Below are 22,635 nucleotides of genomic sequence, written 5' to 3' on the forward strand. Positions count from 1 at the left end.
TTCTTCCCATCATCGCAAAAGGAAACGCCCATGTTCGGCGCCCTGGCCAAATCGCTTTTCGGGTCTTCCAACGACCGTTACGTCAAATCGCTCGACAAGATCGTCGACCGCATCAACGCCCTCGAACCCGAATTCGAGGCCATGTCGGACGAGCAGATCACCGGCCAGACCGCGGCGTTCCGCGAGCGGCTGAACGCGGGCGAAACGCTCGACGACCTGCTGCCCGAGGCGTTCGCCACCGTACGCGAGGGCGGCAAGCGCGTGTTCGGCATGCGCCATTTCGACGTGCAGATGGTGGGCGGCATCGTCCTTCACCGCGGCGAGATCGCCGAAATGCGCACGGGTGAGGGCAAGACGCTGGTCGCGACGCTCGCCGTCTATCTCAACGCGCTGGAGGGCAAGGGCGTCCATGTCGTCACCGTCAACGACTATCTCGCCGCGCGCGACGCCGAATGGATGGGGCAGCTTTACAATTTCCTCGGCCTGACGGTCGGCACCATCGTCCCCAAGATGAACGAGATGCAGCGCCGCGATGCCTATCGCTGCGACATCACCTATGCGACGAACAACGAGCTCGGCTTCGATTATCTGCGCGACAACATGAAGCACACGCGCGAGCAGCAGGTCCACCGCCCGTTCAACTATGCCATCGTCGACGAGGTCGATTCCATCCTCATCGACGAGGCGCGGACCCCGCTCATCATCTCCGGCCCGACCGACGACAAGTCCGAGCTTTACGTCAAGGTTCACGCAGTCGTCACGCAGATGACCGAGGACGATTACGAGAAGGACGAGAAGAGCCGCTCCATCACCATGACCGAGGACGGCATCGAACATGCCGAACAATTGCTGAAGGCGGCGGGGCTTCTCGAAACCGAGAACCTGTATGATTTCGAAAATACGCAGGTTGTTCATCACCTCGATCAGGCGCTCAAGGCCAATGTGATGTTCAAGCGTGACACCGATTACATCGTGAAGGATGACAAGGTCGTCATCATCGACGAGTTCACGGGACGCATGATGGACGGCCGCCGCTGGTCCAACGGCCTGCACCAGGCGGTGGAGGCGAAGGAAGGCGTCAAGATCGAGCCGGAAAACCAGACCATGGCCTCGATCACGTTCCAGAACTATTTCCGCATGTACCCCAAACTGTCGGGCATGACCGGCACCGCCGCGACCGAGGCGGCGGAATTTTTCGACATTTACAAGATGAACGTGGTCACCATCCCGACCAACCTGCCGATCCGCCGGGTGGACGAGGAGGACCAGTTCTTCAAGAACACGCAGGACAAGTTCCGCGCCATCGCCCGCGCCATCGCCGAAAAGTACGAGACCGGGCAGCCCGTCCTCGTCGGCACGGTCTCGATCGAGAAATCCGAACTCCTGTCGCGCTTTCTGACCGAGGAAGGCGTGAAGCACGAGGTCCTGAACGCCCGCATGCACGAGCGCGAGGCTCATATCGTCGCGCAGGCCGGGCGCCTGGGCGCCGTGACCATCGCCACCAACATGGCGGGCCGCGGCACGGATATTCAGCTCGGCGGCAATGTGGAATTCCGCACCGAAGACGAGCTGTCCGATGTGCCGGAGGGCCCGGACCGCGATGCCGCCATCGCCCGGATCAAGGAAGAGGTCGCCGCCGAACGTCAGCAGGTGCTCGACGCAGGGGGTCTTTTCGTACTCGGCACCGAGCGGCACGAAAGCCGCCGCATCGACAATCAGCTGCGCGGCCGTTCGGGCCGTCAGGGCGACCCCGGCCTGTCGCGGTTCTACCTCTGCCTCGAAGACGATCTGCTCCGTATTTTCGGGCCGGATACGATGTTCTCGAAAATGATGAACTCGAATTTGGAGGATGGCGAGGCGATCGGGTCGAAATGGCTGTCGAAAGCGATCGAAACGGCCCAGAAAAAGGTCGAGGCGCGCAATTACGACATTCGCAAGCAGGTCGTCGAATACGACAATGTGATGAACGATCAGCGCACCGTGATCTATGAACAACGTGCCGACATCATGGATTCCGCGACCGTCGACGATGTCGTCGTCGAAATGCGGCAGGACACCATCAATGCCATCACGGCGGATGCGTGCCCGCCCGGATCCTATCCCGAACAATGGGACGTGGAGGGGCTGAAGACCCGCTTTGCCGAGATTACCGGCGAGGACGCGCCGATCGAGGCGTGGATGGAAGAGGACGGCATCGATCCGGAGGATATCGAGCAGCGGCTCGCCGCGATTGCCGATGCGAAGATCGACGCGAAGATGGCCGATGTGGAAATTGACATGTGGCGCCAGGTTGAAAAGTCCGTGCTGCTCGACCGGCTCGACCATCACTGGAAGGAGCATCTGGCCACGCTGGACGCGCTCCGGCAGGTGGTGTTCCTGCGTGCCTATGCGCAGAAGACGCCGCTGAACGAGTACAAGCAGGAGGCCTTCGCCCTGTTCGAACGCATGCTGGAAATCATTCGCGAGGATGTCACCGGCCTCCTGATGAAGAGCCAGTTGCGCATGACGGAGCAGGCGCCGCCGCCGGTGTTGCCGGACCTGCCGGAATTCCTGACCAATCCCGGCATGATGACCGGCCATGTCGATCCGCTGACCGGGCGGGACAATTCCAACGATGGCGATGGGTCGCGCGGGCAAGAAGCCTTGTTCGGCGCGCTCGCCGGGTCGAGCTTTGCGCAGGCCGGACCGGGCGGGGCGGAGACCGAAAACCCCTGGGCCGGGCAGGACATCAGCCGCAATGCCCCGTGCCCGTGCGGTTCGGGCAACAAGTACAAGCATTGCCACGGCGCGGCGGTCTGACCGCCGCGTTCGCCCCGGACACGAAAAAGCCCCGCCGACCGGCGGGGCTTTTCTTTTGCGGCAGGTTTGCGCGGATCAGAGCTTTGCGATCTGTTCCTTGGCGGCCTTGATCCCGGCCTCGCGCACGTCTTCGCCGAAACCGACCTTGTCGACGCGAACGATTTCGAGATCGTCGATACCGATGAAGCCGAAGAACGTCTTGAGCAGGCTTTCCTGATGCTCGGTCGCGCCTTCGTCGCCGTACTGCCCGCCCTGGGCCGAAGCGACGATGACGCGGCGACCACCGGCCAGGCCGACCGGTCCGTTCTCGTCATATTTGAACGTCACACCCGCCACACCGAGCCTGTCGATCCAGCTTTTGAGCGCGCTCGGAATGGTGAAATTATAAAGCGGCGCACCCACGATGACGATGTCGCTGGCAAGAAATTCGTCCAGCACTTCGCGTTCGGGTCCGAAGGCTGCCGCCATGTCGTCCGTATGCTGATCCTGCGGGAGGCGGATGGCGCCCGTCGTCACCGGGTTGAGATGGGCGAGCGGCATCGTGCCGAGATCACGCTCGATGATATTGGCGTCGGGGTGCTTCTCTTTGAAATGGTCGAGCATGGCCTGCGTCAGCTCGCGGCTGACCGAGCTTGCGCCATTGGTGCTGCTGTCGATGCGAAGGATCTGCATTGGGGAATTACTCCGATAATGGTTCGAATCCTTACCATATGGTGCGGTGCACCATGAAAGTTCAACCCCCGTGCCGCTTCAGCCCAGAGCGGCCTGCTTTTCCTCCGCCAGACGGTCGAGTTCGGCGCGGCTCTTGCGCTCCGCCGCAGTCTTGAGCTGTCCGCAGGCTGCGTCGATGTCCCGGCCGCGCGGTGTGCGCACCGGCGCGCTGATGCCCGCCTCGAACACGATATTGGAAAACGCACGGATCCGCGCCGGGTCCGAACATTCGTAGGCGGACCCGTCCCACGGATTGAACGGGATGAGGTTCACCTTCGCCGGCAGATCGTATTTCCGGATGAGGCGGACAAGCTCGCGGGCGTCCTCGTCGCTGTCGTTCTTGTCCTTCAGCATGACATATTCGAAAGTGATGCGCCGGGCATTCGACGCGCCATGATAATCGGCGCAGGCCTGAAGCAGCTCATCGATCCCGTATTTGCGGTTGAGGGGCACGATCTCGTCGCGCGTTTCCTTGTTCACGGCATGCAGCGACACGGCGAGATTGACGCCGATCTCGCGGCCGCAGCGGTCCATCATCGGCACGACGCCGCTGGTCGAAAGGGTGATCCGCCGCCGCGACAGGGCCAGCCCCTCGGCATCCATCACGATTTTCAATGCGTCGCGGACATTGTCGAAATTATAGAGCGGCTCGCCCATGCCCATCATCACGATATTGGTGAGCAGGCGGCCATCGGCGCGATATTCGCTTTCGTCCTCGACCTCGCCGACATCCATGCGTCCCTTCGGCCATTCGCCGAGCGCGTCGCGCGCCAGCATGACCTGACCCACGATTTCGCCGGGGGTGAGGTTGCGCACCAGCCGCATCGTGCCGGTATGACAGAACCGGCAATTCAGCGTGCAGCCGACCTGGCTCGACACGCAGAGCGTCCCGCGATCCGCATCGGGGATGAACACCATCTCGAAATCATGGCTGTCCGCCGTGCGCAGCAGCCATTTGCGCGTGCCGTCCGATGAATGATGCGCCTCGACCACTTCGGGCCGGGCGATGACGAAACGTTCGGTGAGCCACGGACGCATCGTTTTCGCGATGTCGGTCATGTCCTCGAACGCGGAAACGCCGCGGTGATAGATCCAGTGCCATACCTGCTTCGCGCGCAGTTTCGCCTGTTTCGCGTCGAGCCCGGCCTCGCGAAAGAGCTCCGCGATCTGCGCCTTGGGCAGGCCGAGAATGTCGGTGCGCCCATCCTCGCGCGGGGTGACGGGGCGGGGGACGGGGACGGGATCGATGTGGCCCGGTATATCCATGCGTATATCCATGCGCGCGATATAGGCATTTCGTCGCCATTGCGCAAAGCCCATCGCAGCGCTGCCGATGGTGACCGGGAGCCGGCCTTTTATGTCGCAGATTGTCGCGGAAAAACGCGTTGAGCCGAGCGAATTTACGGCGAACCGTGCCGTGTAATCGGCATTACGTTTGTTGTGCTGCGTTCATCTTCATGTTGTTTGAGGTTAATGAAACCGAACCGTCGCTCGCTCATTTCTCCGGTCCAACCCATGAGGGATACACTGGAGTAAACATGAAAAAGACAGCTATCGCACTTGCAACCGGCACCGCATTCCTGGGTCTTGCCGCACCGGCCATGGCACAGGACGCGACCTTCACCGGGCCACGGGTCGAGGCCATCGTCGGCTACGACATCTCGAAGGCCGGCAGCGACGCGGACAATGACATCAACGATCAGGACGATCAGTCCATCGACGGCCTGCTTTACGGCGTGGGCGTCGGCTATGACGTCGACCTGGGCGGCGCGGTCGTCGGTGTGGAAGGGGAATACACCGATTCCACGGCAAAGACCGAATTCAGCGACGGCACCGATTTCGAAGGCTTCGGCCTTGGCCGGGTCGACACGGGGCGCGACCTTTATATCGGCGCGCGTGTCGGCGCGAAGGTTCGGCCCGATCTCCTCGCCTATGTGAAGGGCGGCTACACCAATGCGCGCTACAACGTGTTGAGCCGTGATGGTGAGAGCGAGGTCCGCGAGAACATCGACACCGACGGCTATCGCCTGGGTGCCGGTCTCGAATATGCGCTGAACCAGAATACCTTCACCAAGATCGAGTATCGCTACTCGAACTATGGCGAGGCGGAGATCGATTTCGACGGCGTGGATTCGGGCCGTTACGACATTGACACCGACCGTCACCAGATCGTGGCATCGGCCGGTATCCGCTTCTGATCCGAAGAGCATGACACCGTCCTTACGGGCGGGGTGACACAGGCGGCGGGCGGGGACCAGATGCATGGTTCCGGCCCGCTTCGCCTTTTCAAGCGCGCCCTAGTCGTGCCGGAGCCAGCCGGTGATCGCGAGCCGCGGCTCCGCGGCGAACGGCGCGACGAAGGATACGCTGTGCATTTGCGGGACGCGAAACAGGTTGAGGACGTTGTAGCCCGGCGAAAAGCCGCATTCGATATCGCCGTCGGCCCCGTGAAATTGCAGGATCCCGCCCCATTCGCTGCGCCACTTCGGCGTGAGGTTGAGCACATAGGCCGCGACCCGGTTCTTGCCCGCGACGGCATCGTCGTGCGCGGTGAGGAATTGACCCGGGAGGTAGCGCGTGGCCTGCCCATCGACATGCGATATGGCATCGCTGCCCGTCACGAGGCGCAGGAGAGCGAGGGTTTCCGGCCTGTTCATCGCCTCGACAAAGCGGTCGACCGGCCAGTCGCGCGCCCGTCGTTCGTCCGGGTCGTCGGACACGCGGATACGGTCGTAGACATATTGAAACCCGCCCGTCGCCTGCGCATGGATCGCGGCGGTCAGTGCGCGTTCCTTCTCCGCGGTCAGGGCGGCCAGAGATTCCGGGCCGAGATCCCAGCTCTTCTCCCCCATGTTCAGCGTCCGCCACCATTCGCCATCGTCCGACAGGTACCGATACAGTGCGTTCGCATCGTCGGGCGCCAGAATATCGCCGATCCGCAAACGGCCATCGCGCGCGAACGACCGCGCCAACATGGCGGCGCGTTCCTCGGTCACCGAAAGGGAAAAAGCGTCACGGCCTACCCCGCTCATGCATAGTCGATGGCGACAATTTCCCACTCCTTGTCCCCGGCGGGGAGGCGTACGATCTGCACATCGCCGACCGACGCCCCGCGCAATGCCCGCGCGAGCGGTGAGCCCCAGCCGATCCGGCCATCGCCGGCATCCGCCTCGTCATCGCCGACAAGCTGCACGATGCGCTGCACATCGTCCTCGTCCGCGATGGTGACGCGTGCGCCGAAAAATACGCGGTCCGGATCGGTCGGAGCGCCGGGGTCGATGACGCGCGCCGCCTTCATCCGGCGCGACAGGTGGCCAAGCTCCCGGTCGATTTCGCGCAAGCGCTTGCGGCCATAGATGTAATCGCCGTTCTCGCTGCGGTCGCCATTGCCCGCGGCCCAGCTCACGATGTCGACGATGCGCGGGCGTTCCTCGCCCAAGAGATGGTCGTAACGTGCGCGCAGGGCGGCCATGCCCTGCGGCGATATGGGATTGCCCGGTGTTTTCATCGCCCCCACCCATATCGGGCAGGGGCGATTATTGTCATCACCGTCCGGGCTGTTTCCCCAGATAATGGCTGAGCGGATAGGGCCCGCTGCGATTGCCCGCATCGGGGTAGAGCGCATCGTAATAGGCCGCGTTTTCGAGCACGCGCGCGACATAGCGGCGCGTTTCGGTAAACGGGATCGCCTCGATCCATTCGACCCAGCCGATGCCGCCATTGCGCGGATCGCCATTGGTGCGCAGCCATTTGTTCACATTGCCCGGCCCGGCATTATAGGCCGCCACGGCAAGCGGGTAGCTCCCGTAGCTGTCGAGCATGCGCCCGAAATATCCCGCGCCCAGCCGAATGTTATATTGCGGATCGTCGATCAGCGCGCTCGATTGATAGGACAGGTTCTGCTTGCCCGCCTGTTCCCGCGCGGTGCCGGGCATGAGCTGCATCAGGCCGCGCGCGCCGGCATGGCTGACCGCGTCGGTCGCGAACTGGCTTTCCTGCCGCGCGATGGCGTGGATGATGGACCAATGGCGTTCGTGGCCCGCCGGCACGTCGATGCGCGGAAAGGCATATTGCGAAAAGCCGTAGACCTGCTTCGTCGCGGCTTCGCGCCCGGCGATCACGGCGAGGTCGCGGCGCCCGGTTTCGCGGGCGAGTTCGGCGATGAGCGCGAAATCCTCCGGCGTTTCCGCGCTTTCGGCGAGTTCGCGGAAAAAATAGACCGCCGTGCGCCAGTCGCCGATCCGGCCCACCTCGCGCACCGCCTGCACCAGCGGACGGGCGGCGAATTGCACGCGCGCCTGGCCCGTCGGGGTGGGGAGCGTGGCGGCAGGCGCATTCAGCTCCCGGCCCAGCCGTTCGAGCGCAAGCTGCCCATAGAACTGATCGGGGTATCCGGCCGCGGCCTCGTATTGCCGGCGCGAGAAATCGGCCATCCCGGCGCGTTCGGCGGCCAGCCCGGCGAAATAGAACCCTTTCGTGCGGGCAGGGGCGGTGCGCTGCGACGCGCCATAGGTGGCGAACATGCGCGCCGCCGTGCCGGTGTCGCCCCGCGCCAGTGCGGCCTCGCCAATGGGGTAGAACAGCTTTTCGTAATCGTCGCGGATGCTGCCCGAAAGCTTGCTCACATCCGTGCCGGGGGCGAACGCCTCGCCCGCGCGGTCGGCGATGCGTGCGGCGGTGCCGACATCGCCCGATTGCAGCGCGAATTCCGCGTTGCGGCGCAATTCCTCGATCCAGTGTTCCGCATCGTCGGGAAGACCCGCCAACGGCGGCGCGTTGGCCAGCAGGCTCTGCGCCGCGGCGAACTGGTTCGATCTGCGCAATTGCCGCGCGCGATTGTAGATATAGCCGGGATCGCTGTTCGCCGAGGCCGGCACCTGAAGCCCGAGCGAGGCGGGGGCGGTGCCCTGCATCGCGGCGAGGCGGGCCATGTCGATCTGTCGCCGTTCGCCGGTGACGAAACCGATCTGGCGCTCCGCCGCGTCCCTGGCGCCCTGCCACAGGAGCGAGTCCATGCGCGATTCGTGGTCCTCAGCCGTGAACAGCGGGCCATAGAGCGCCGCAAGGCTGGCCTCCGCCGTGGGGCTCATCTCGCCGCCGCGCCACGCCGCGCGCGCCATTCCGGTCGCCTCGGGCCGGCCCAGCGCCCTGAGCGCCAGGGCATATTGCGCCCGCGCCGAATTGCCGATGGGCGGATGCCGGTCGAAATAGGCGACCTGCCGCGTCGGATCGACATATTCGTCGCTCAACGCCGCTTCTGCCCGGAGGCGTAGCGTGTCCTGCTGCGGGAAACCGGGATACTGGTTGAGGAACCCGGCATAGGCGTCGAACCCCGCATCGCGCCGCGCGATCAGCGTGTTCCACTGCATCACTGCACGCGCCATCGGGCCGGGGGCCACCGCCATGTTCTGCATCCGCGCCCGGTCCCAGTCGGCAGGCGACCAGCGAATATCGGCAAAGCTGCCCGCATCCTGGGCCAGTAAGGGCGCGGAACTCACAAGCCCCATCGCCAGCGCGGTCGCCATGCCGGCACGCATCAAACGGTCGCGGCCCTTCGGATGGCGCTTTCGGGATTGGCGAATTTGGGATTGGTTCGTGGTCATGCTGGACATTATGGGGCGACCCTCCTTATCACGCGCTGAACGGTCGGGGGCGCATCGCGTTCCGGCCTGTGTCCCGTGCCGGTCGTCCCCGGCGCGCAACCTGTTTTGTGATACGGAGCCATGTCGATGTTTTCAGGGTCCATTCCTGCCTTGGTGACCCCCTTTCGCGACGGGGCTTTCGATGAAGAGGCGTTTCGCCGCCTGATCGACTGGCAGATCGAGAACGGGTCGAAGGCGCTGGTCCCGTGCGGCACCACGGGCGAGAATTCGACGCTGACCAATGACGAACATCACCGCGTGATCGAGGTTTGCGTCGAACAGACCGCGGGCCGCGTGCCGGTGATCGCGGGGTGCGGCTCGAACGACACGGCGAGCGCGCTCATGCACATGGAATATTCAGAGAAGTTCGGCGCGGATGCCGCACTCGTCGTCGCGCCTTATTATAATAAGCCGAGCCAGGCCGGGCTGATCGCGCATTTCTCGCATCTTGCGAACAATTCCGCGCTGCCGATCGTGCTGTATAACGTGCCGGGCCGCACCGTGACGGATATCGAGCCGGAGACCGTGTGCGAGCTGGTCAACCTGTTCCCCGACAAGATCATCGGTATCAAGGATGCGAGCGGCGACCTCTCGCGCGTGGTCGATCATCGCATGGGCATCGGGCGCGCGTTCTGTCAGCTTTCGGGCGATGACGAGCTTGCGCTTCCCGCCAATGCGGCGGGCGCAGTGGGGTGCATTTCGGTGACGGCCAATGTGGCGCCCAAACTGTGCGCCGAGTTTCAGCAGGCCTGTGTCGAGAACGATTTTGCCGAGGCGCGCCGGATCAACGACCGGCTCTACCCGCTGCACTACGCCATGTTCGAGGACAGCTCCCCCGCGCCGGTCAAATATGCCCTGTCGCGCGTGCACGACTGGATCAGCGACGAATTGCGGCTCCCGCTCACCCTGTGCAGCGAACCGGCGCGGCGCGCGGTCGATGCCGCGCTCGACCATGCGGGGCTCCTGTAACCGGGTAATTGGCCGATCGCCCTTTTCTTGGACGCGATCGCACCCTACATCGCAGCGCCTATGGCACGTCCCAAACCCACAAGCTTCGACAAGCAGAAGACCGTCGCCGAAAACCGGCGCGCCCGGTTCGATTACCATATCGACGAGGTGTTCGAGGCGGGCATCGCGCTCACCGGCACGGAGGTGAAGAGCCTGCGCGGCGGCGAAGGCTCGATCGCGGAAAGCTATGCCGAATTGCGCAAGGGCGAGGTCTGGCTCGTCAATGCCAACGTGCCGGAATTCAGCCATGGCAACCGGTTCAATCACGAACCGAAACGCCCGCGCAAGCTGCTGCTCCACGAACGGCAGATTTCAAAGCTTCACGGCGCGGTGGAACGCAAGGGCATGACGCTCGTGCCGCTTTCCATCTATTTCAACGGGCAGGGCCGGGCGAAGGTCGAACTCGCGCTCGCCCGCGGCAAGAATGTCGCGGACAAGCGCGCGACGGTGAAGGATCGCGACTGGAAACGGCAGCAGCAGCGCATCCTGCGCGAACATAGCTGATCCGTTCGGCATTGCGGTTCATTCGCGATGCAGGCCGCAAGCCTTATGTTTTGCCGAAACCATCCGTTATAGTCCCCGCAATGCGTATTGCGCGCAGCGGGGCCACGGCGTACTTGCGGGACCGACGATGAAGAGCGGCGGATGAAAAAGCGACTGATCGACTGGACGCGGGGCCGCATGCCTACGCGCGAGGGGATGGCGGACAACCGCTTTCTCGCCCCGATCGCGCATCGTTTTCTAAGCCCCGAATTGTGGCGCTTTACCCGCCGCTCGGTCCCGCGCGGCGTGGCGCTCGGCCTTTTTGCCGCGTTCATCGTGCCGCTCGGTCAGATTTTCCTAGCCGCGTTCCTGGCGCTTCCCACGCGTGCGAACGTGCCGCTCGCGGCGGCAGTGACCTTCGTGACGAACCCGTTCACCGTGCCGTTCTGGGTCGTGTTCGCGAACCGGGTCGGAGGCGCGCTCTTGCGGGCGGATTATTACGCCGGGGCGCCCCTTTCCGATCATATCGACAATGGCTGGTGGAGCCGGATGGGGCAGTTTTTCGAAACCGCCGGCGTCACCGCGTTCGGCTTCGTCGTGCTTGCGGTGGGGTCCGCGATCATCGGCTATTTCGTGTCAGGCTGGCTGTGGCGCTGGCAGGTGGGACGCCGCCGCCGCCATGCGCTTTCCATCCGGCAGGAGGCCCGCATTCTCGCCCGCGAACGTCAGGCCGGGTCGGGCGATTGACCCCGGCGGAGCCTGCACGGGCCCGATTGCCGATTCGCGGGCGGGACGGGATCTGGCTCGCCGCAGCGGCGCTGCTGAGCGGGATCCTCCTCCAACTCGTCAGCGGGCAATGGCTGCTCACGGGCGTTTATCTTGGCGGGCTGGCGGTGATGTTCGGCATCGTCTGGGCGGTGATGCCGCGGCTTTCCACGCGCTTTTCCATTGCGGAGGCGGATAGCCCGGACGTCGAGGACTGGTCCGTGACGGCGGCGGCGATCGAATGGCCCGATGTTGCCATGGCGATCACCAATCGGCGCGGCCGCATCGTGTGCGCCAATGCGCGTTATGGCGAATGGTTCGGTTTCGACGATGCGACGCCGGGCGGCCCGTTCGAACGCGGCGATGCGGAACGGCTCCCGCAGGCGGTCAAGGATGCGTGGCGCAGCGGGGAGGCATCGCTCGACCGGCTGGTACGGCGAAACGGGCGCTGGAATCTCAAGCTCGCACGGGCGGGGCGGGGCGAGGATTACCTCATCTGGACCTTCACCCCGGTGGCGAGCGAGAACCAGGTTGCCGAGGTCGTCCGCCATTTGCGCGGACGCGTGGGCCGGGCACTCGGCGCGGCGGGAATACAGGCGGCGGCGGTCAATCCCGACGGGACCATCCTCGGTGCGAACGATGCGTTCGCCGCGCGTGCGACGGGGCGCGCGGATGGATCGACCACGGGGCAGGACTTCGTCGATTTCCTGACGGGCGACGAATACGAACGCTATTTCTACGCGCGGGAGGGCGAGGACGGCGATCCGCTCACGCTGGTCCACCTGCCGATCGCGGACCCCGACATCGCGCCGGGCGACATTCCGGAACTCCCGCCGACATTGTTCCTGATCCTCAACAGTGGGCCGCGCGCATCCGCGGTGTCGAGCCTGCCGGATATTGAGGCGCTGATGTCGCTGCTGCCGCTGGGGCTCGCCATGGCGGACAGGGACGGGCGGTTCCTCTTCGTCAATCGCGCGTTCCGGCGTGCCGTCGCGCTCGATGAAAAGGTCGAGACGCCGTCCTTCCCCGCCGAACTGGTCGTGCACGAGGACAAGAGCGCGCTCGCCGATGCGGTGCGGCGCCATGCGGCGGGCGCGCCCGGTTCGGCCAAGGTGCCGGTCCGGCTCGAAACGATGCCCGACGAAACCGTGTCGATCAGCCTGGCGAGCGTGCGCGGGCTGGGCGAGGCGGCGGTCATGCTTAGCCTCAAGGATTCGACCGAGGAAACCCGCCTCAAACGCCAGGTCGCGCAGGCCACGAAAATGCAGGCGGTCGGGCAGCTTGCCGGCGGTGTCGCGCATGATTTCAACAATGTGCTCACCGCGATCATCGGATATTGCGACCTCATGCTGCTGCGCCATACGCCGGGCGACATCGATTACGACGATATTCAGCAGATCAAGGCCAATTCCAATCGCGCCGCCTCGCTGACCCGGCAATTGCTGGCCTTTTCGCGGCAGCAGACCCTGCGCCCGCAAACCTTGCAGCTTCCCGATGTGATATCGGAGGTTTCGGTCCTTCTGAAGCGGCTCATCGGTGAAAAGATCCGGCTCGTGGTGACGCATGACCGTGCGCTGGGTCCGGTGCGCGCCGATCCGGGGCAGCTGGAGCAGGTTATCGTCAACCTCGCCGTCAATGCCCGCGACGCGATGCTCGCCAAGAGCGATGGCGGTACGCTCAAAATCTCCACCCACCGCATCGGCCCGGCCGAGGTGCGCGAGCTGAACAACGATATCCTGCCGAAGGGGCATTATACCGCGCTCTGCGTCACGGATACGGGCGGCGGCATTCCGGTCGACAAGCTCGGCAAGATTTTCGAGCCGTTCTACACGACGAAGGAAACGGGCAAGGGCACGGGGCTCGGCCTGTCCACGGTGTATGGCATCGTGAAGCAGTCGGGCGGCTTCATCTTTGCCGACAGCCCGCCCGGCGGCGGCGCGCAATTCTCCGTCTATCTCCCTGTGCACACGGTGCAGCCGGGCGAAATCGTTGCCGAGCAGAAGGCCCAGCGCGTGCCGGAACCGGAAAGCGCGGTCAGCTTCGGCGGCAATGGTGCGATCCTCCTGGTCGAGGACGAGCACACGGTGCGCGCCGTCGCGGAGCGCGCGCTCAAGAGGCAGGGCTACGAGGTGACCTGTGCCGCCGATGGGGAGGAAGGGCTGGAGATCATCGGGCGCGATGGCCGGTTCGATCTCGTGGTGAGCGATGTCGTGATGCCGACGATGGACGGGCCCGCGATGGTCCGCGAAATCCGCAAGCAATATCCGCACATCCCCGTCATCTTCATGTCCGGCTATGCGGAGGAGCAGCTCCGCCGCGAAATCGACATTGCCGGCATGTATTTCCTCGCCAAGCCATTTTCCGTCGCGCAGATCGGCGAGCAGGTCGCCCGCGTCCTCGCCAAGGCGCGCGAAGGGGGCGCGGCGGGTGCGGACAATCCGCGCGTCGAATGATCATCCGCCATCTTGTCCCGGCGGAACAAAATGAATACATACGGCTTGCGGTTGACGTTTCGTGTTGGCCGCCTAGGCATTGATACGTTGCCCTGAACGGCAGCGAATCCCAATTTTTTCGTGAAGGAATTCTATCGTGGACCGGCAAAAGGCGCTCGACGCCGCACTCGCGCAGATCGACAGGGCCTTCGGCAAGGGCTCGGCCATGAAGCTAGGCAGCCGGGAGGCCATGAATGTCGAGGCGATCTCGACCGGTTCGCTCGGGCTCGACATTGCGCTCGGCATCGGCGGCCTGCCCAAGGGCCGCGTAATCGAGGTGTATGGCCCCGAAAGCTCGGGCAAGACCACGCTGGCGCTGCACGTCATTGCGGAGGCGCAGAAGAACGGCGGAACCGCCGCCTTCGTCGATGCCGAACACGCGCTCGATCCCGTCTATGCCAAGAAGCTCGGCGTCGATGTCGACGAACTCATCGTGTCGCAGCCCGACACGGGCGAGCAGGCGCTCGAAATCGTCGACACGCTGGTGCGCTCCAATGCGATCGACGTGCTGGTGGTCGATTCGGTCGCGGCGCTGGTCCCGCGTGCGGAGATCGAGGGCGAGATGGGCGACAGCCACGTCGGCCTTCAGGCGCGTTTGATGAGCCAGTCGCTGCGCAAGCTGACCGGGTCGATCAACCGTTCGAAATGCATGGTGATCTTCATCAACCAGCTGCGCATGAAGATCGGCGTAATGTACGGCAATCCGGAAACGACGACGGGCGGCAATGCGCTGAAATTCTATGCGTCGGTCCGGCTCGACATTCGCCGCACCGGACAGATCAAGGACCGCGACGAGATCGTCGGCAATTCGACCCGCGTGAAGGTGGTGAAGAACAAGGTCGCCCCGCCGTTCAAGCAAGTGGAATTCGACATCATGTATGGCGAGGGCATTTCCAAGATCGGCGAGATTCTCGATCTCGGCGTGAAGGCCGGGCTGGTCGAGAAATCCGGCGCCTGGTTCAGCTATGACAGCGTGCGGATCGGTCAGGGCCGCGAAAACGCGAAGAATTTCCTCAAGGAAAACGACGAGCTCCGCGAAAAGCTGGAGGCTGCCATCCGCGGCAAGACCGACAAGGTCGCCGAGGAAATGATGGTCAACCCCGGCAACGACGACGCCGAAGAGGATTGATCGCGATGCGGGCGGAAGAGCGTGCCCTTCCGCCCGCGCGCATTTCCCGGCTTGCCCGGCATCGCGCGCTGTCCTAACTGCGTGCCATGACTTCGACGAACGACATCCGCGCATCCTTTCTCGACTATTTCGCCGGGAAGGACCATGAAAAGGTGCACTCCGCGCCGCTGGTCCCGTATAACGATCCGACCCTTATGTTCGTGAACGCCGGGATGGTCCCGTTCAAGAACGTGTTCACCGGCCTTGAAAAGCGGGACCGCCCGCGCGCCACATCGTCGCAGAAATGCGTGCGCGCCGGCGGCAAGCACAACGATCTCGACAATGTCGGCTACACCGCGCGGCATCACACGTTTTTCGAGATGCTCGGCAATTTTTCGTTCGGCGATTATTTCAAGGAAGAGGCGATCCTCAACGCCTGGACGCTGTTGACGAAGGAGTGGGGGTTGAACCCCGACCGCCTGACGGCGACGGTCTATCACAGCGATGACGAGGCGTTCGACCTGTGGAAGAAGATCGCCGGCCTGCCTGACGAGCGCATCATCCGCATCGCGACGTCCGACAATTTCTGGTCCATGGGCGACACCGGCCCCTGCGGTCCGTGCAGCGAAATCTTCTACGACCATGGCGAGGGGATTTTCGGCGGCCCGCCCGGATCGCCGGACGAGGATGGCGACCGTTTCATCGAGATCTGGAATCTCGTGTTCATGCAGTTCGAGCAATCGGCCTACGGCACGCGCGAGCCGCTGCCGCGCCCGTCGATCGACACCGGCATGGGGCTCGAACGTATCGCCGCCGTGCTTCAGGGCGAGCATGACAATTACGACATCGACACGTTTCGCGCGCTGATCGCCGCGTCGGAGGCGCTGACCGGCGTCAAGGCGGAGGGCGACCGCGTGGCGAGCCATCGGGTCATCGCCGACCATCTGCGTTCGACGAGCTTTCTCCTTGCGGACGGGGTGCTGCCCTCGAACGAGGGGCGCGGCTATGTCCTGCGGCGGATCATGCGCCGCGCCATGCGGCATGCGCATCTCCTCGGCGCGGAGGAACCGTTGATGCACCGGCTCGTGCCCGCGCTCATCGGCGAGATGGGGCAGGCCTATCCCGAACTCGGCCGGGGGCAGGCCCTGATCGAGGAGGTGCTGGAGCGTGAGGAAACCCGTTTCCGGCAGACGCTGGACAAGGGGCTGCGCCTGCTCGACGATGAAACCGCCGCGATGACCGCCGGCGACAGCCTGCCCGGTGCGACCGCATTCAAGCTCTACGACACCTATGGCTTCCCCTACGACCTGACCGAGGATGCCCTGCGTGCCCGCGACATCGGCGTCGACCGGGCCGGTTTCGACGCCGCCATGGCGGAGCAGAAAGCCGCCGCGCGCGCCGCGTGGAAAGGTTCGGGCGAGGCAACCTCCGACGAAATCTGGTTCGACATCGCCGAACGCGAAGGCGCGACCGAATTCACAGGCTACACGACGACGAAGGGCGAGGGCCGTGTCGTCGCCATCGTCAAGGACGGCAAGGAAGTCCAGCAGGCCGACGCCGGCGAAACCGTGACCGTGCTCACCAATCAGACGCCGTTCTATGGCGAAAGCGGCGGGCAGAGCGGCGATTCCGGCACGATCCGTGACGAGGACCGGCTGACCCTGCGCATCGACGATTGCGGGAAACCGCTCGGCCGTCTCATCACCCATCATGGCGAGGTCGAAAAGGGCAGCATCGCCGTCGGACAGACCGTGCAGATGGCAATCGATGCGGAGCGCCGCGATGCCATTCGCGCCAACCATTCGGCGACGCACCTCCTGCATGCGGCGTTGCGCCGTGCACTCGGCGATCATGTCACGCAGAAAGGCTCGCTCGTCACGCGGGACCGCCTGCGCTTCGATTTTTCCCATCCCAAGCCGCTTTCCGATGAAGAAATCGCCGGGGTCGAGGCCGAGGTGAACGCGGAAATCCGCCATAACGAAACCGTCACGACCCGGCTCATGACCCCGGACGAGGCGATCGAGGCCGGGGCCATGGCGCTTTTCGGCGAGAAATACGGCGACGAGGTCCGCGTGTTGTCCATGGGCCGGGCGGACGAGGGTGCGCGCTCCTACTCGGTCGAATTGTGCGGCGGCACCCATGTCGATGCGCTGGGCAATATCGGCCTGTTCCGCATCGTGTCGGAGAGCGCGGTGTCGTCTGGCGTGCGCCGGATCGAGGCGCTGACCGGCGAGGCCGCGCGGCTCTGGATGGTGGGGCGTGACGATGCGTTGAAGCAGGTCGCCGCAAGCCTCAAAACCAGCGCCGACGATGCCGCCGAGCGCGTGCGCACCATGGTGGAAGAACGCCGCCGCCTTGAAAAGGAACTGGCCGAAGCGCGCAAGGCGCTTGCACTGGCCGAAGCGTCGGGCGGCGGCACGGCGCAGGCCAGCGCGGCCTAGGATATTGGCGGCGTCGGATTTTCCGGCCAGGTGCTGCAGAACATGGACCCGAAGCAATTGCGCGGCCTGCTGGACGAGGCGAAGAAGCGCCTGGGTTCCGGGATTGCCGTCATTGCCGCGGTGAACGAAGGGCGCGCCGCATTCGCGGTGGCCGTGACCGACGATCTGACCGAGCGGTTCAGCGCGGTCGATCTCGTGCGGGTCGGCGTGGCGGAACTCGGCGGGAAGGGCGGCGGCGGCCGCGCCGACATGGCGCAGGGCGGCGGCCCCGACGGGGACAAGGCCGATGCCGCGATCGATTCGGTGCGGGCGGCGCTCGCGGGTTGAACGCAGGCTGCCGTCGCGACGCCTAGAGCGTTTCGGCGGCGGCGTGCAGATCGCGATCGGCGAGCGAGGTTTTCAGCTTCGGCTTCTGGCTGAGTTTGCCTTCGCGCATGATGCGTTCGCGAAATTCATCGCGCTTTTCATGGATCGAGGCGATGACGGGACCGACGCCGACTCCCATGTTGACCAGAACGGATTCCGACAGCTGTAGCGAGCTTTCCAGCGTTTCGGGCACCGCATCGGTGGCGCCCGCGCGATAGAGTTCCGCCGCGTGGGCGGAATCGCGCGCACGCGCCAAAATCGGCATCTGCGGATGGGCGGCGCGCAATTTCTTCACCAATGTCGCCGCCAGCACCGGCTCGTCCATGGTCAGGATGACGGCAGACGCCTCCGAGATGTCGATCCGGTCGAGCGCCGGTCCGCGCGCATCGGCGAACAGAAGCGGATGTTTGCGCGCGCGCGCGATAGTCACGCATTCGGGGTCGCTGTCGATGGCGAGGAACGGCCGGTCGTGCTTCACCATCATGTCCGCGATCAGGCGACCGACACGGCCATATCCGATAATAATCGCGCGTTCGGACGTTTCGGTATCGGTGTCGAGCGGCGGCAGGCCCGCGGCGTCGATCCGCCGCGCCATTTTCCGCCCGATCAGCGCGAGAATCGGCGTGATCGTCAGGCCGATGGCCGTCACGATCTGCCAGAATTGCGCGGTGGTGGGCTGAATCAATTGCGCGCTCGCCGCGGCGGACAGCACGATGAGCGTGGTTTCCGACGGGCTGCTCATCATGATCCCGGTTTCGACCGCGGTGCCGCGCCGGGCGCCCATCATCCGCAACAGGAACCCCGTCACGACCGATTTCAGCAGCAGGATTCCAGTGACCGCCAGCGTGATCGGCCAGATGTTCGCGGCGATCACGCTGAGGTCCACGCCCATGCCGACCGTGATCAGGAACACGCCGAGAGCCAGCCCCTTGAACGGTGCGGTGATGCCCTCGACCTCGGTATGATACTCGGTTTCGGCGATCAGCAACCCTGCGAGCAATGCGCCCACGATCGGCGAAAGGCCGACCGCCGCGGTCGCAAGCGAGGCGACGATCACGACGAGCAGGCTGGCGGCAAGGAACAGTTCCGGGCTCTTCGTCCGGGCCGCCTGCGCAAAGAGACGCGGCAGCAGCAGCCGCCCCGCGACCATCAGCACCGCCACGGTCAGCGCACCTGTCCACAGCGTATGGACGAGCCCCTCCATCCCCTCCGACGCGGCATAGGGTGCCATCGCGCCGAGCAGGAAGATGATCGGCACGATGGCGATATCCTCGAACAGGAGCATCGACAGAGCCGCCTTGCCCACCGGCGACCGCGTGCCCGACAATGGCAGCACCAGTGCCGTCGACGACAGCGCCAGCGCCAGCCCGAGCCCCATCGCGCCTGTCCAGTATTGTCCCATCACCATGAGCACGAACGCGATCAGCGCCGCCGAAATCGCAAGCTCGAACGCGCCGAGCCCGAAGACGAGCCGCCGCATCGACCAGAGCCGGTTGAACGACAGCTCCAGCCCGATCGTGAACAATAGCAGGATGATCCCGAACTCGGCAAAGGGTTCGAGCCCCTGCGGATCGGTGATGGTTATGTATTGCAGCCAGGGATATTCGAACACGAAGCGGCCGAGGCCAAACGGCCCGACCAGCATGCCGACCAGGATGAAGCCGATGATCGGCGTGATGCGGAACCGGGCAAAGACCGGAATGACGATGCCCGCCGCCCCGAGGATGACCAGCGCGTCGGACAGGACCGGGGAAAAATGGAGTTCGCTCGCCATCGTGCTCTTCTGATTATACCGAACCGCGGATTTGTGAAAGCGCGCCCATCAACCGCCGCCGGGCGAACGCGGGCCGAGCGGTTGCCCGCCCGCTGCCTCGTCGTTCTGCCCGACCTTGTCTTCGAGCGGCTTGCCGACCTTGCCGGCCCATTCGATCTGGTAAAGGTCGAAACGGCGGTCGGCAAGGTTGCGCACCGTGCCCTCCGCCCGGGCCCAGGACAGGTCGGCGAGGTTCACGTCACTGATGGTGAGGGTTTCGACATTTTCGGTTGCCTCCGCGGCGATGCCGTCGCGTGCGAACGGAAAATCGCACGGCGTCAGGATGCAGCTTTGCGCGTATTGAATGTCCATGTTGCCGACATTGGGCAGGTTGCCGACATTCCCGCTCATCACGACGAAGCACTGATTCTCGATCGCGCGGGCCTGCGCGCAATAGCGCACCCGCATGTAGCCCTGACGGCTGTCGGTGCAGAAGGGGACGAAGATGATGCGCGCGCCCTCGTCCACGAGGCGGCGGGCGAGTTCCGGGAATTCGCTGTCGTAACAGATCAGCACGCCGATCGGGCCGCAGTCGGTCTGGATCGCGTCGATGCTGTCACCGCCCTTGATGTTCCACCAGTAATCCTCGTTCGGGGTGGGGTGGATCTTCTCCTGTTCGTGGACCGATCCGTCGCGCAGGCAGACATAGGCGACATTGTGAATATCGCCGTCCTCCATCCGCGTCGGGTGCGAACCGCCGATGATGTTGATGTTGAACTCCAGCGCCATTTTCGACAGCGCCTTGCGGATTTTCGGCGTGTAGTTCGACAACACCTCGATCGCCTCGCTCGGCGACAATTCCTGATCCGCGAAGGACAGCAGGGGCAGGGTGAACAATTCGGGAAACAGGATGAAGTCCGCATCGTAATCCGCTGCGACATCGACGAAATATTCGATGCCGCGCATGAACTCATCGTAATCCTTTACCTGCCGCGCCTGAAGCTGACAGGTGGCGACGCGCACGCTTTCCACGTCGCGGGGCAGGCGGAACTTCGTCGGCTGATCGCGATCGACGAAGGGATTGCGCCACACCATATGCGCGGCAAAGGACTTCGATTTCTTGTCCTCGGGAAGGTATTTCTCAAGGATACCAATGGGTTCAAAGCCGTTTGCAAGCTGAAACCTCAACACCGGATCGTGCAGCTTCCCGGCGACGACCTGATCGACGTAGTCCTGCGGGCCCTCCACCTTGCGCCAGTGCCGCGACAGGTTCGGCAGCCGCCCGCCAAAGGTGATGCCGGTAAGGTCGAGCCTTTCTGCCAGTGCGCGCCGCTCTTCGTAAAGGCGGCGGCCGATGCGCGTTCCCCGCACCTTGGGATCGACGCACATTTCGTAGCCATACAGCCACTCGCCCGTCGGATTGTGACGCGAACCGAACCCGTTGCCCGTGATCTCGTCCCAGCTATGCGGACGCAATGCGACCGAGCCCAGCCGCATCGACGCGCAATATCCCACGACCTTCCCGTCGAGCTTCGCGACGAAGCAACCCTCGGGATAGTTGTTCATCTGCCCCCGGATCTCGCCATAGGTATAGGCGGGCAGATCGGCATAGGCACGGCGGATCAGCGCGGCAATGCCGCTCACATCGCTGGGCCGGGCCTGGCGCACTTCGAGGCGGGCGGTGGTGTTGGCCATGATGGGCTCCGTATGTCGTCGTCAAAGCAAGAAACACCGGCCACGCACCCTGCGCGACCGGTGTTTCCCTTAATCCGGCAAGGGCGGAAGGATCAGCCGCGCTTGCCCATTTCGGTTTCGAGCCCGTTCACGATGGCCTCGAAGAACTGTTCGGTCGTCAGCCAGTTCTGATCCGGGCCGATGAGCAGGGCGAGATCCTTGGTCATCTGGCCGTTCTCGACCGTCTGGATGCAGACCTTTTCGAGCGTTTCGGCAAACTTCACCACCTCGGGCGTATCGTCGAACTTGCCGCGATACATCAGGCCGCGCGTCCATGCGAAGATCGACGCGATCGGGTTGGTGCTCGTCGCCTTGCCCTGCTGATGCTGGCGATAGTGGCGGGTGACGGTGCCGTGGGCGGCTTCGGCCTCCACGGTCTTGCCGTCCGGAGCCATCAGCACCGAGGTCATCAGGCCGAGCGAGCCGTAGCCCTGTGCCACCGTGTCCGACTGCACATCGCCGTCGTAGTTCTTGCACGCCCACACGAACTTGCCGCTCCACTTCAACGCGGAGGCGACCATGTCGTCGATCAGTCGGTGTTCGTAGGTGATCTTCTTTTCGGCGAATTTCTCGGCGAAACCTTCGGTGTCGAACACCTCCTGGAACAGATCCTTGAAGCGCCCGTCATAGGCCTTGAGAATGGTGTTCTTCGTCGACAGATACACCGGCCAGCCGAGGTTGAGCCCGTAGTTGAAGCTGGCGCGCGCGAAATCGCGAATCGAATCGTCCAGATTGTACATCGCCATTGCGACGCCGGGGCTGGGGAATTCGAACACTTCCTTGTCGATGACCTGCCCGTCGTCGCCTTCGAACACGAGGCGCAGCTTGCCCGGTCCGGGGATCAGCGTGTCGGTCGCCTTGTACTGATCGCCGAATGCATGACGGCCCACGACGATCGGATCGGTCCAGCCGGGGACAAGCCGCGGCACGTTGTCGATCACGATGGGTTCGCGGAAAACCACGCCGCCGAGGATGTTGCGGATCGTGCCGTTGGGCGAACGCCACATCTTCTTGAGGTCGAATTCCTCGACCCGCTGCTCGTCCGGGGTGATCGTCGCGCATTTCACGCCGACGCCATGTTCCTTGATCGCATTGGCGGCATCGACGGTGATCTGGTCATCGGTCTCGTCGCGCTTCTGCACCGACAGATCGTAATATTTCAGGTCGATGTCGAGATAGGGCAGGATCAGGCGTTCGCGAATCCATTCCCAGATGATCCGCGTCATTTCGTCGCCGTCGATCTCCACGACGGGGTTCTTAACCTTGATCTTCTCCATCGGCCTCGTTCTTTCTCGTCTGCATGAAAAATGGGCGCCATCGGCCCGCGTCGATG

The 22,635-nt window shown here is 64.1% G+C and carries 15 protein-coding genes and 1 pseudogene; 8 read left to right on the forward strand and 8 right to left on the reverse strand.

Features of this window, described 5'->3' with window-relative positions:
- Positions 1–30: 30 nt before the first annotated feature.
- Positions 31–2,799, forward strand: coding sequence for a preprotein translocase subunit SecA (gene secA, locus JD971_RS13915; RefSeq protein ID WP_202084309.1), 2,769 nt, complete (start codon positions 31–33; stop codon positions 2,797–2,799).
- Between the two features lie 75 nt (positions 2,800–2,874).
- On the opposite strand, the gene JD971_RS13920 is transcribed toward secA, so the two are convergent.
- Positions 2,875–3,471, reverse strand: a complete 597-nt coding sequence (locus JD971_RS13920) for an FMN-dependent NADH-azoreductase (RefSeq protein WP_202084311.1) — start codon at positions 3,469–3,471, stop codon at positions 2,875–2,877.
- A gap of 78 nt (positions 3,472–3,549) precedes the next feature.
- The gene (rlmN, locus tag JD971_RS13925) at positions 3,550–4,788 is read right to left on the reverse strand and encodes a 23S rRNA (adenine(2503)-C(2))-methyltransferase RlmN (RefSeq protein ID WP_202084313.1); all 1,239 of its coding nucleotides are present in this window, start codon (positions 4,786–4,788) and stop codon (positions 3,550–3,552) included.
- Positions 4,789–5,048: 260 nt separating this feature from the next.
- On the opposite strand from rlmN, the gene JD971_RS13930 reads away from it, so the two are divergent.
- A complete protein-coding gene (locus tag JD971_RS13930; RefSeq protein ID WP_202084315.1) occupies positions 5,049–5,708 on the forward strand; it encodes an outer membrane protein in 660 nt (219 codons plus the stop codon).
- A gap of 99 nt (positions 5,709–5,807) precedes the next feature.
- Here JD971_RS13930 and JD971_RS13935 read toward each other — a convergent pair whose 3' ends face one another.
- The 3 genes from JD971_RS13935 to JD971_RS13945 are packed head-to-tail and all read right to left on the reverse strand — an operon-like array spanning position 5,808 to position 9,035.
- On the reverse strand, positions 5,808–6,542 hold the full coding sequence (locus JD971_RS13935; RefSeq protein WP_236672108.1) for a 2OG-Fe(II) oxygenase family protein: 735 nt from the start codon (positions 6,540–6,542) through the stop codon (positions 5,808–5,810).
- A complete protein-coding gene (gene greB / locus JD971_RS13940) occupies positions 6,539–7,018 on the reverse strand; it encodes a transcription elongation factor GreB (RefSeq protein ID WP_202084316.1) in 480 nt (159 codons plus the stop codon). The genes JD971_RS13935 and greB overlap by 4 nt, the downstream gene beginning before the upstream one ends.
- Positions 7,019–7,055: 37 nt before the next feature.
- Positions 7,056–9,035: a lytic transglycosylase domain-containing protein gene (locus JD971_RS13945; RefSeq protein ID WP_202084318.1), complete on the reverse strand. Its 1,980-nt coding sequence runs from the start codon at positions 9,033–9,035 to the stop codon at positions 7,056–7,058.
- 204 nt (positions 9,036–9,239) lie between these two features.
- Between JD971_RS13945 and dapA the strand changes: the two genes are divergently transcribed.
- From dapA to alaS, 6 genes and pseudogenes are all read left to right on the forward strand, one after another.
- Entirely contained in the window at positions 9,240–10,121 is an 882-nt protein-coding gene (gene dapA, locus JD971_RS13950; RefSeq protein WP_202087711.1) for a 4-hydroxy-tetrahydrodipicolinate synthase, read from the forward strand.
- A gap of 60 nt (positions 10,122–10,181) precedes the next feature.
- Positions 10,182–10,664 (forward strand): SsrA-binding protein SmpB, encoded by a 483-nt coding sequence (gene smpB / locus JD971_RS13955; RefSeq protein WP_202084320.1) that lies wholly within the window; start codon positions 10,182–10,184, stop codon positions 10,662–10,664.
- Positions 10,665–10,805: 141 nt separating this feature from the next.
- Positions 10,806–11,390 (forward strand): DUF2062 domain-containing protein, encoded by a 585-nt coding sequence (locus JD971_RS13960; RefSeq protein ID WP_236672109.1) that lies wholly within the window; start codon positions 10,806–10,808, stop codon positions 11,388–11,390.
- A complete protein-coding gene (locus tag JD971_RS13965) occupies positions 11,387–13,861 on the forward strand; it encodes a PAS domain-containing sensor histidine kinase (protein WP_236672110.1) in 2,475 nt (824 codons plus the stop codon). The genes JD971_RS13960 and JD971_RS13965 overlap by 4 nt, the downstream gene beginning before the upstream one ends.
- Positions 13,862–13,997: 136 nt before the next feature.
- On the forward strand, positions 13,998–15,029 hold the full coding sequence (gene recA, locus JD971_RS13970; RefSeq protein ID WP_305852229.1) for a recombinase RecA: 1,032 nt from the start codon (positions 13,998–14,000) through the stop codon (positions 15,027–15,029).
- An 86-nt stretch (positions 15,030–15,115) separates the two neighbouring features.
- Positions 15,116–17,776, forward strand: a pseudogene (gene alaS, locus JD971_RS13975) (alanine--tRNA ligase).
- 22 nt (positions 17,777–17,798) lie between these two features.
- On the opposite strand, the gene JD971_RS13980 reads toward alaS, so the two are convergent.
- From JD971_RS13980 to JD971_RS13990, 3 genes are all read right to left on the reverse strand, one after another.
- Positions 17,799–19,589 carry a cation:proton antiporter gene (locus JD971_RS13980; RefSeq protein ID WP_202084322.1) on the reverse strand — a complete coding sequence of 597 codons (1,791 nt, stop codon included), beginning with the start codon at positions 19,587–19,589 and terminating at the stop codon, positions 17,799–17,801.
- A gap of 48 nt (positions 19,590–19,637) precedes the next feature.
- A complete protein-coding gene (locus JD971_RS13985; RefSeq protein WP_202084324.1) occupies positions 19,638–21,263 on the reverse strand; it encodes a bifunctional GNAT family N-acetyltransferase/carbon-nitrogen hydrolase family protein in 1,626 nt (541 codons plus the stop codon).
- Positions 21,264–21,355: 92 nt separating this feature from the next.
- The gene (locus tag JD971_RS13990) at positions 21,356–22,579 is read right to left on the reverse strand and encodes an NADP-dependent isocitrate dehydrogenase (protein ID WP_202084326.1); all 1,224 of its coding nucleotides are present in this window, start codon (positions 22,577–22,579) and stop codon (positions 21,356–21,358) included.
- Between the last annotated feature and the right edge of the window lie 56 nt (positions 22,580–22,635).

It is taken from the genome of Croceicoccus sp. YJ47 (genome assembly GCF_016745095.1).
In the GTDB taxonomy this organism is placed as follows: domain Bacteria; phylum Pseudomonadota; class Alphaproteobacteria; order Sphingomonadales; family Sphingomonadaceae; genus Croceicoccus.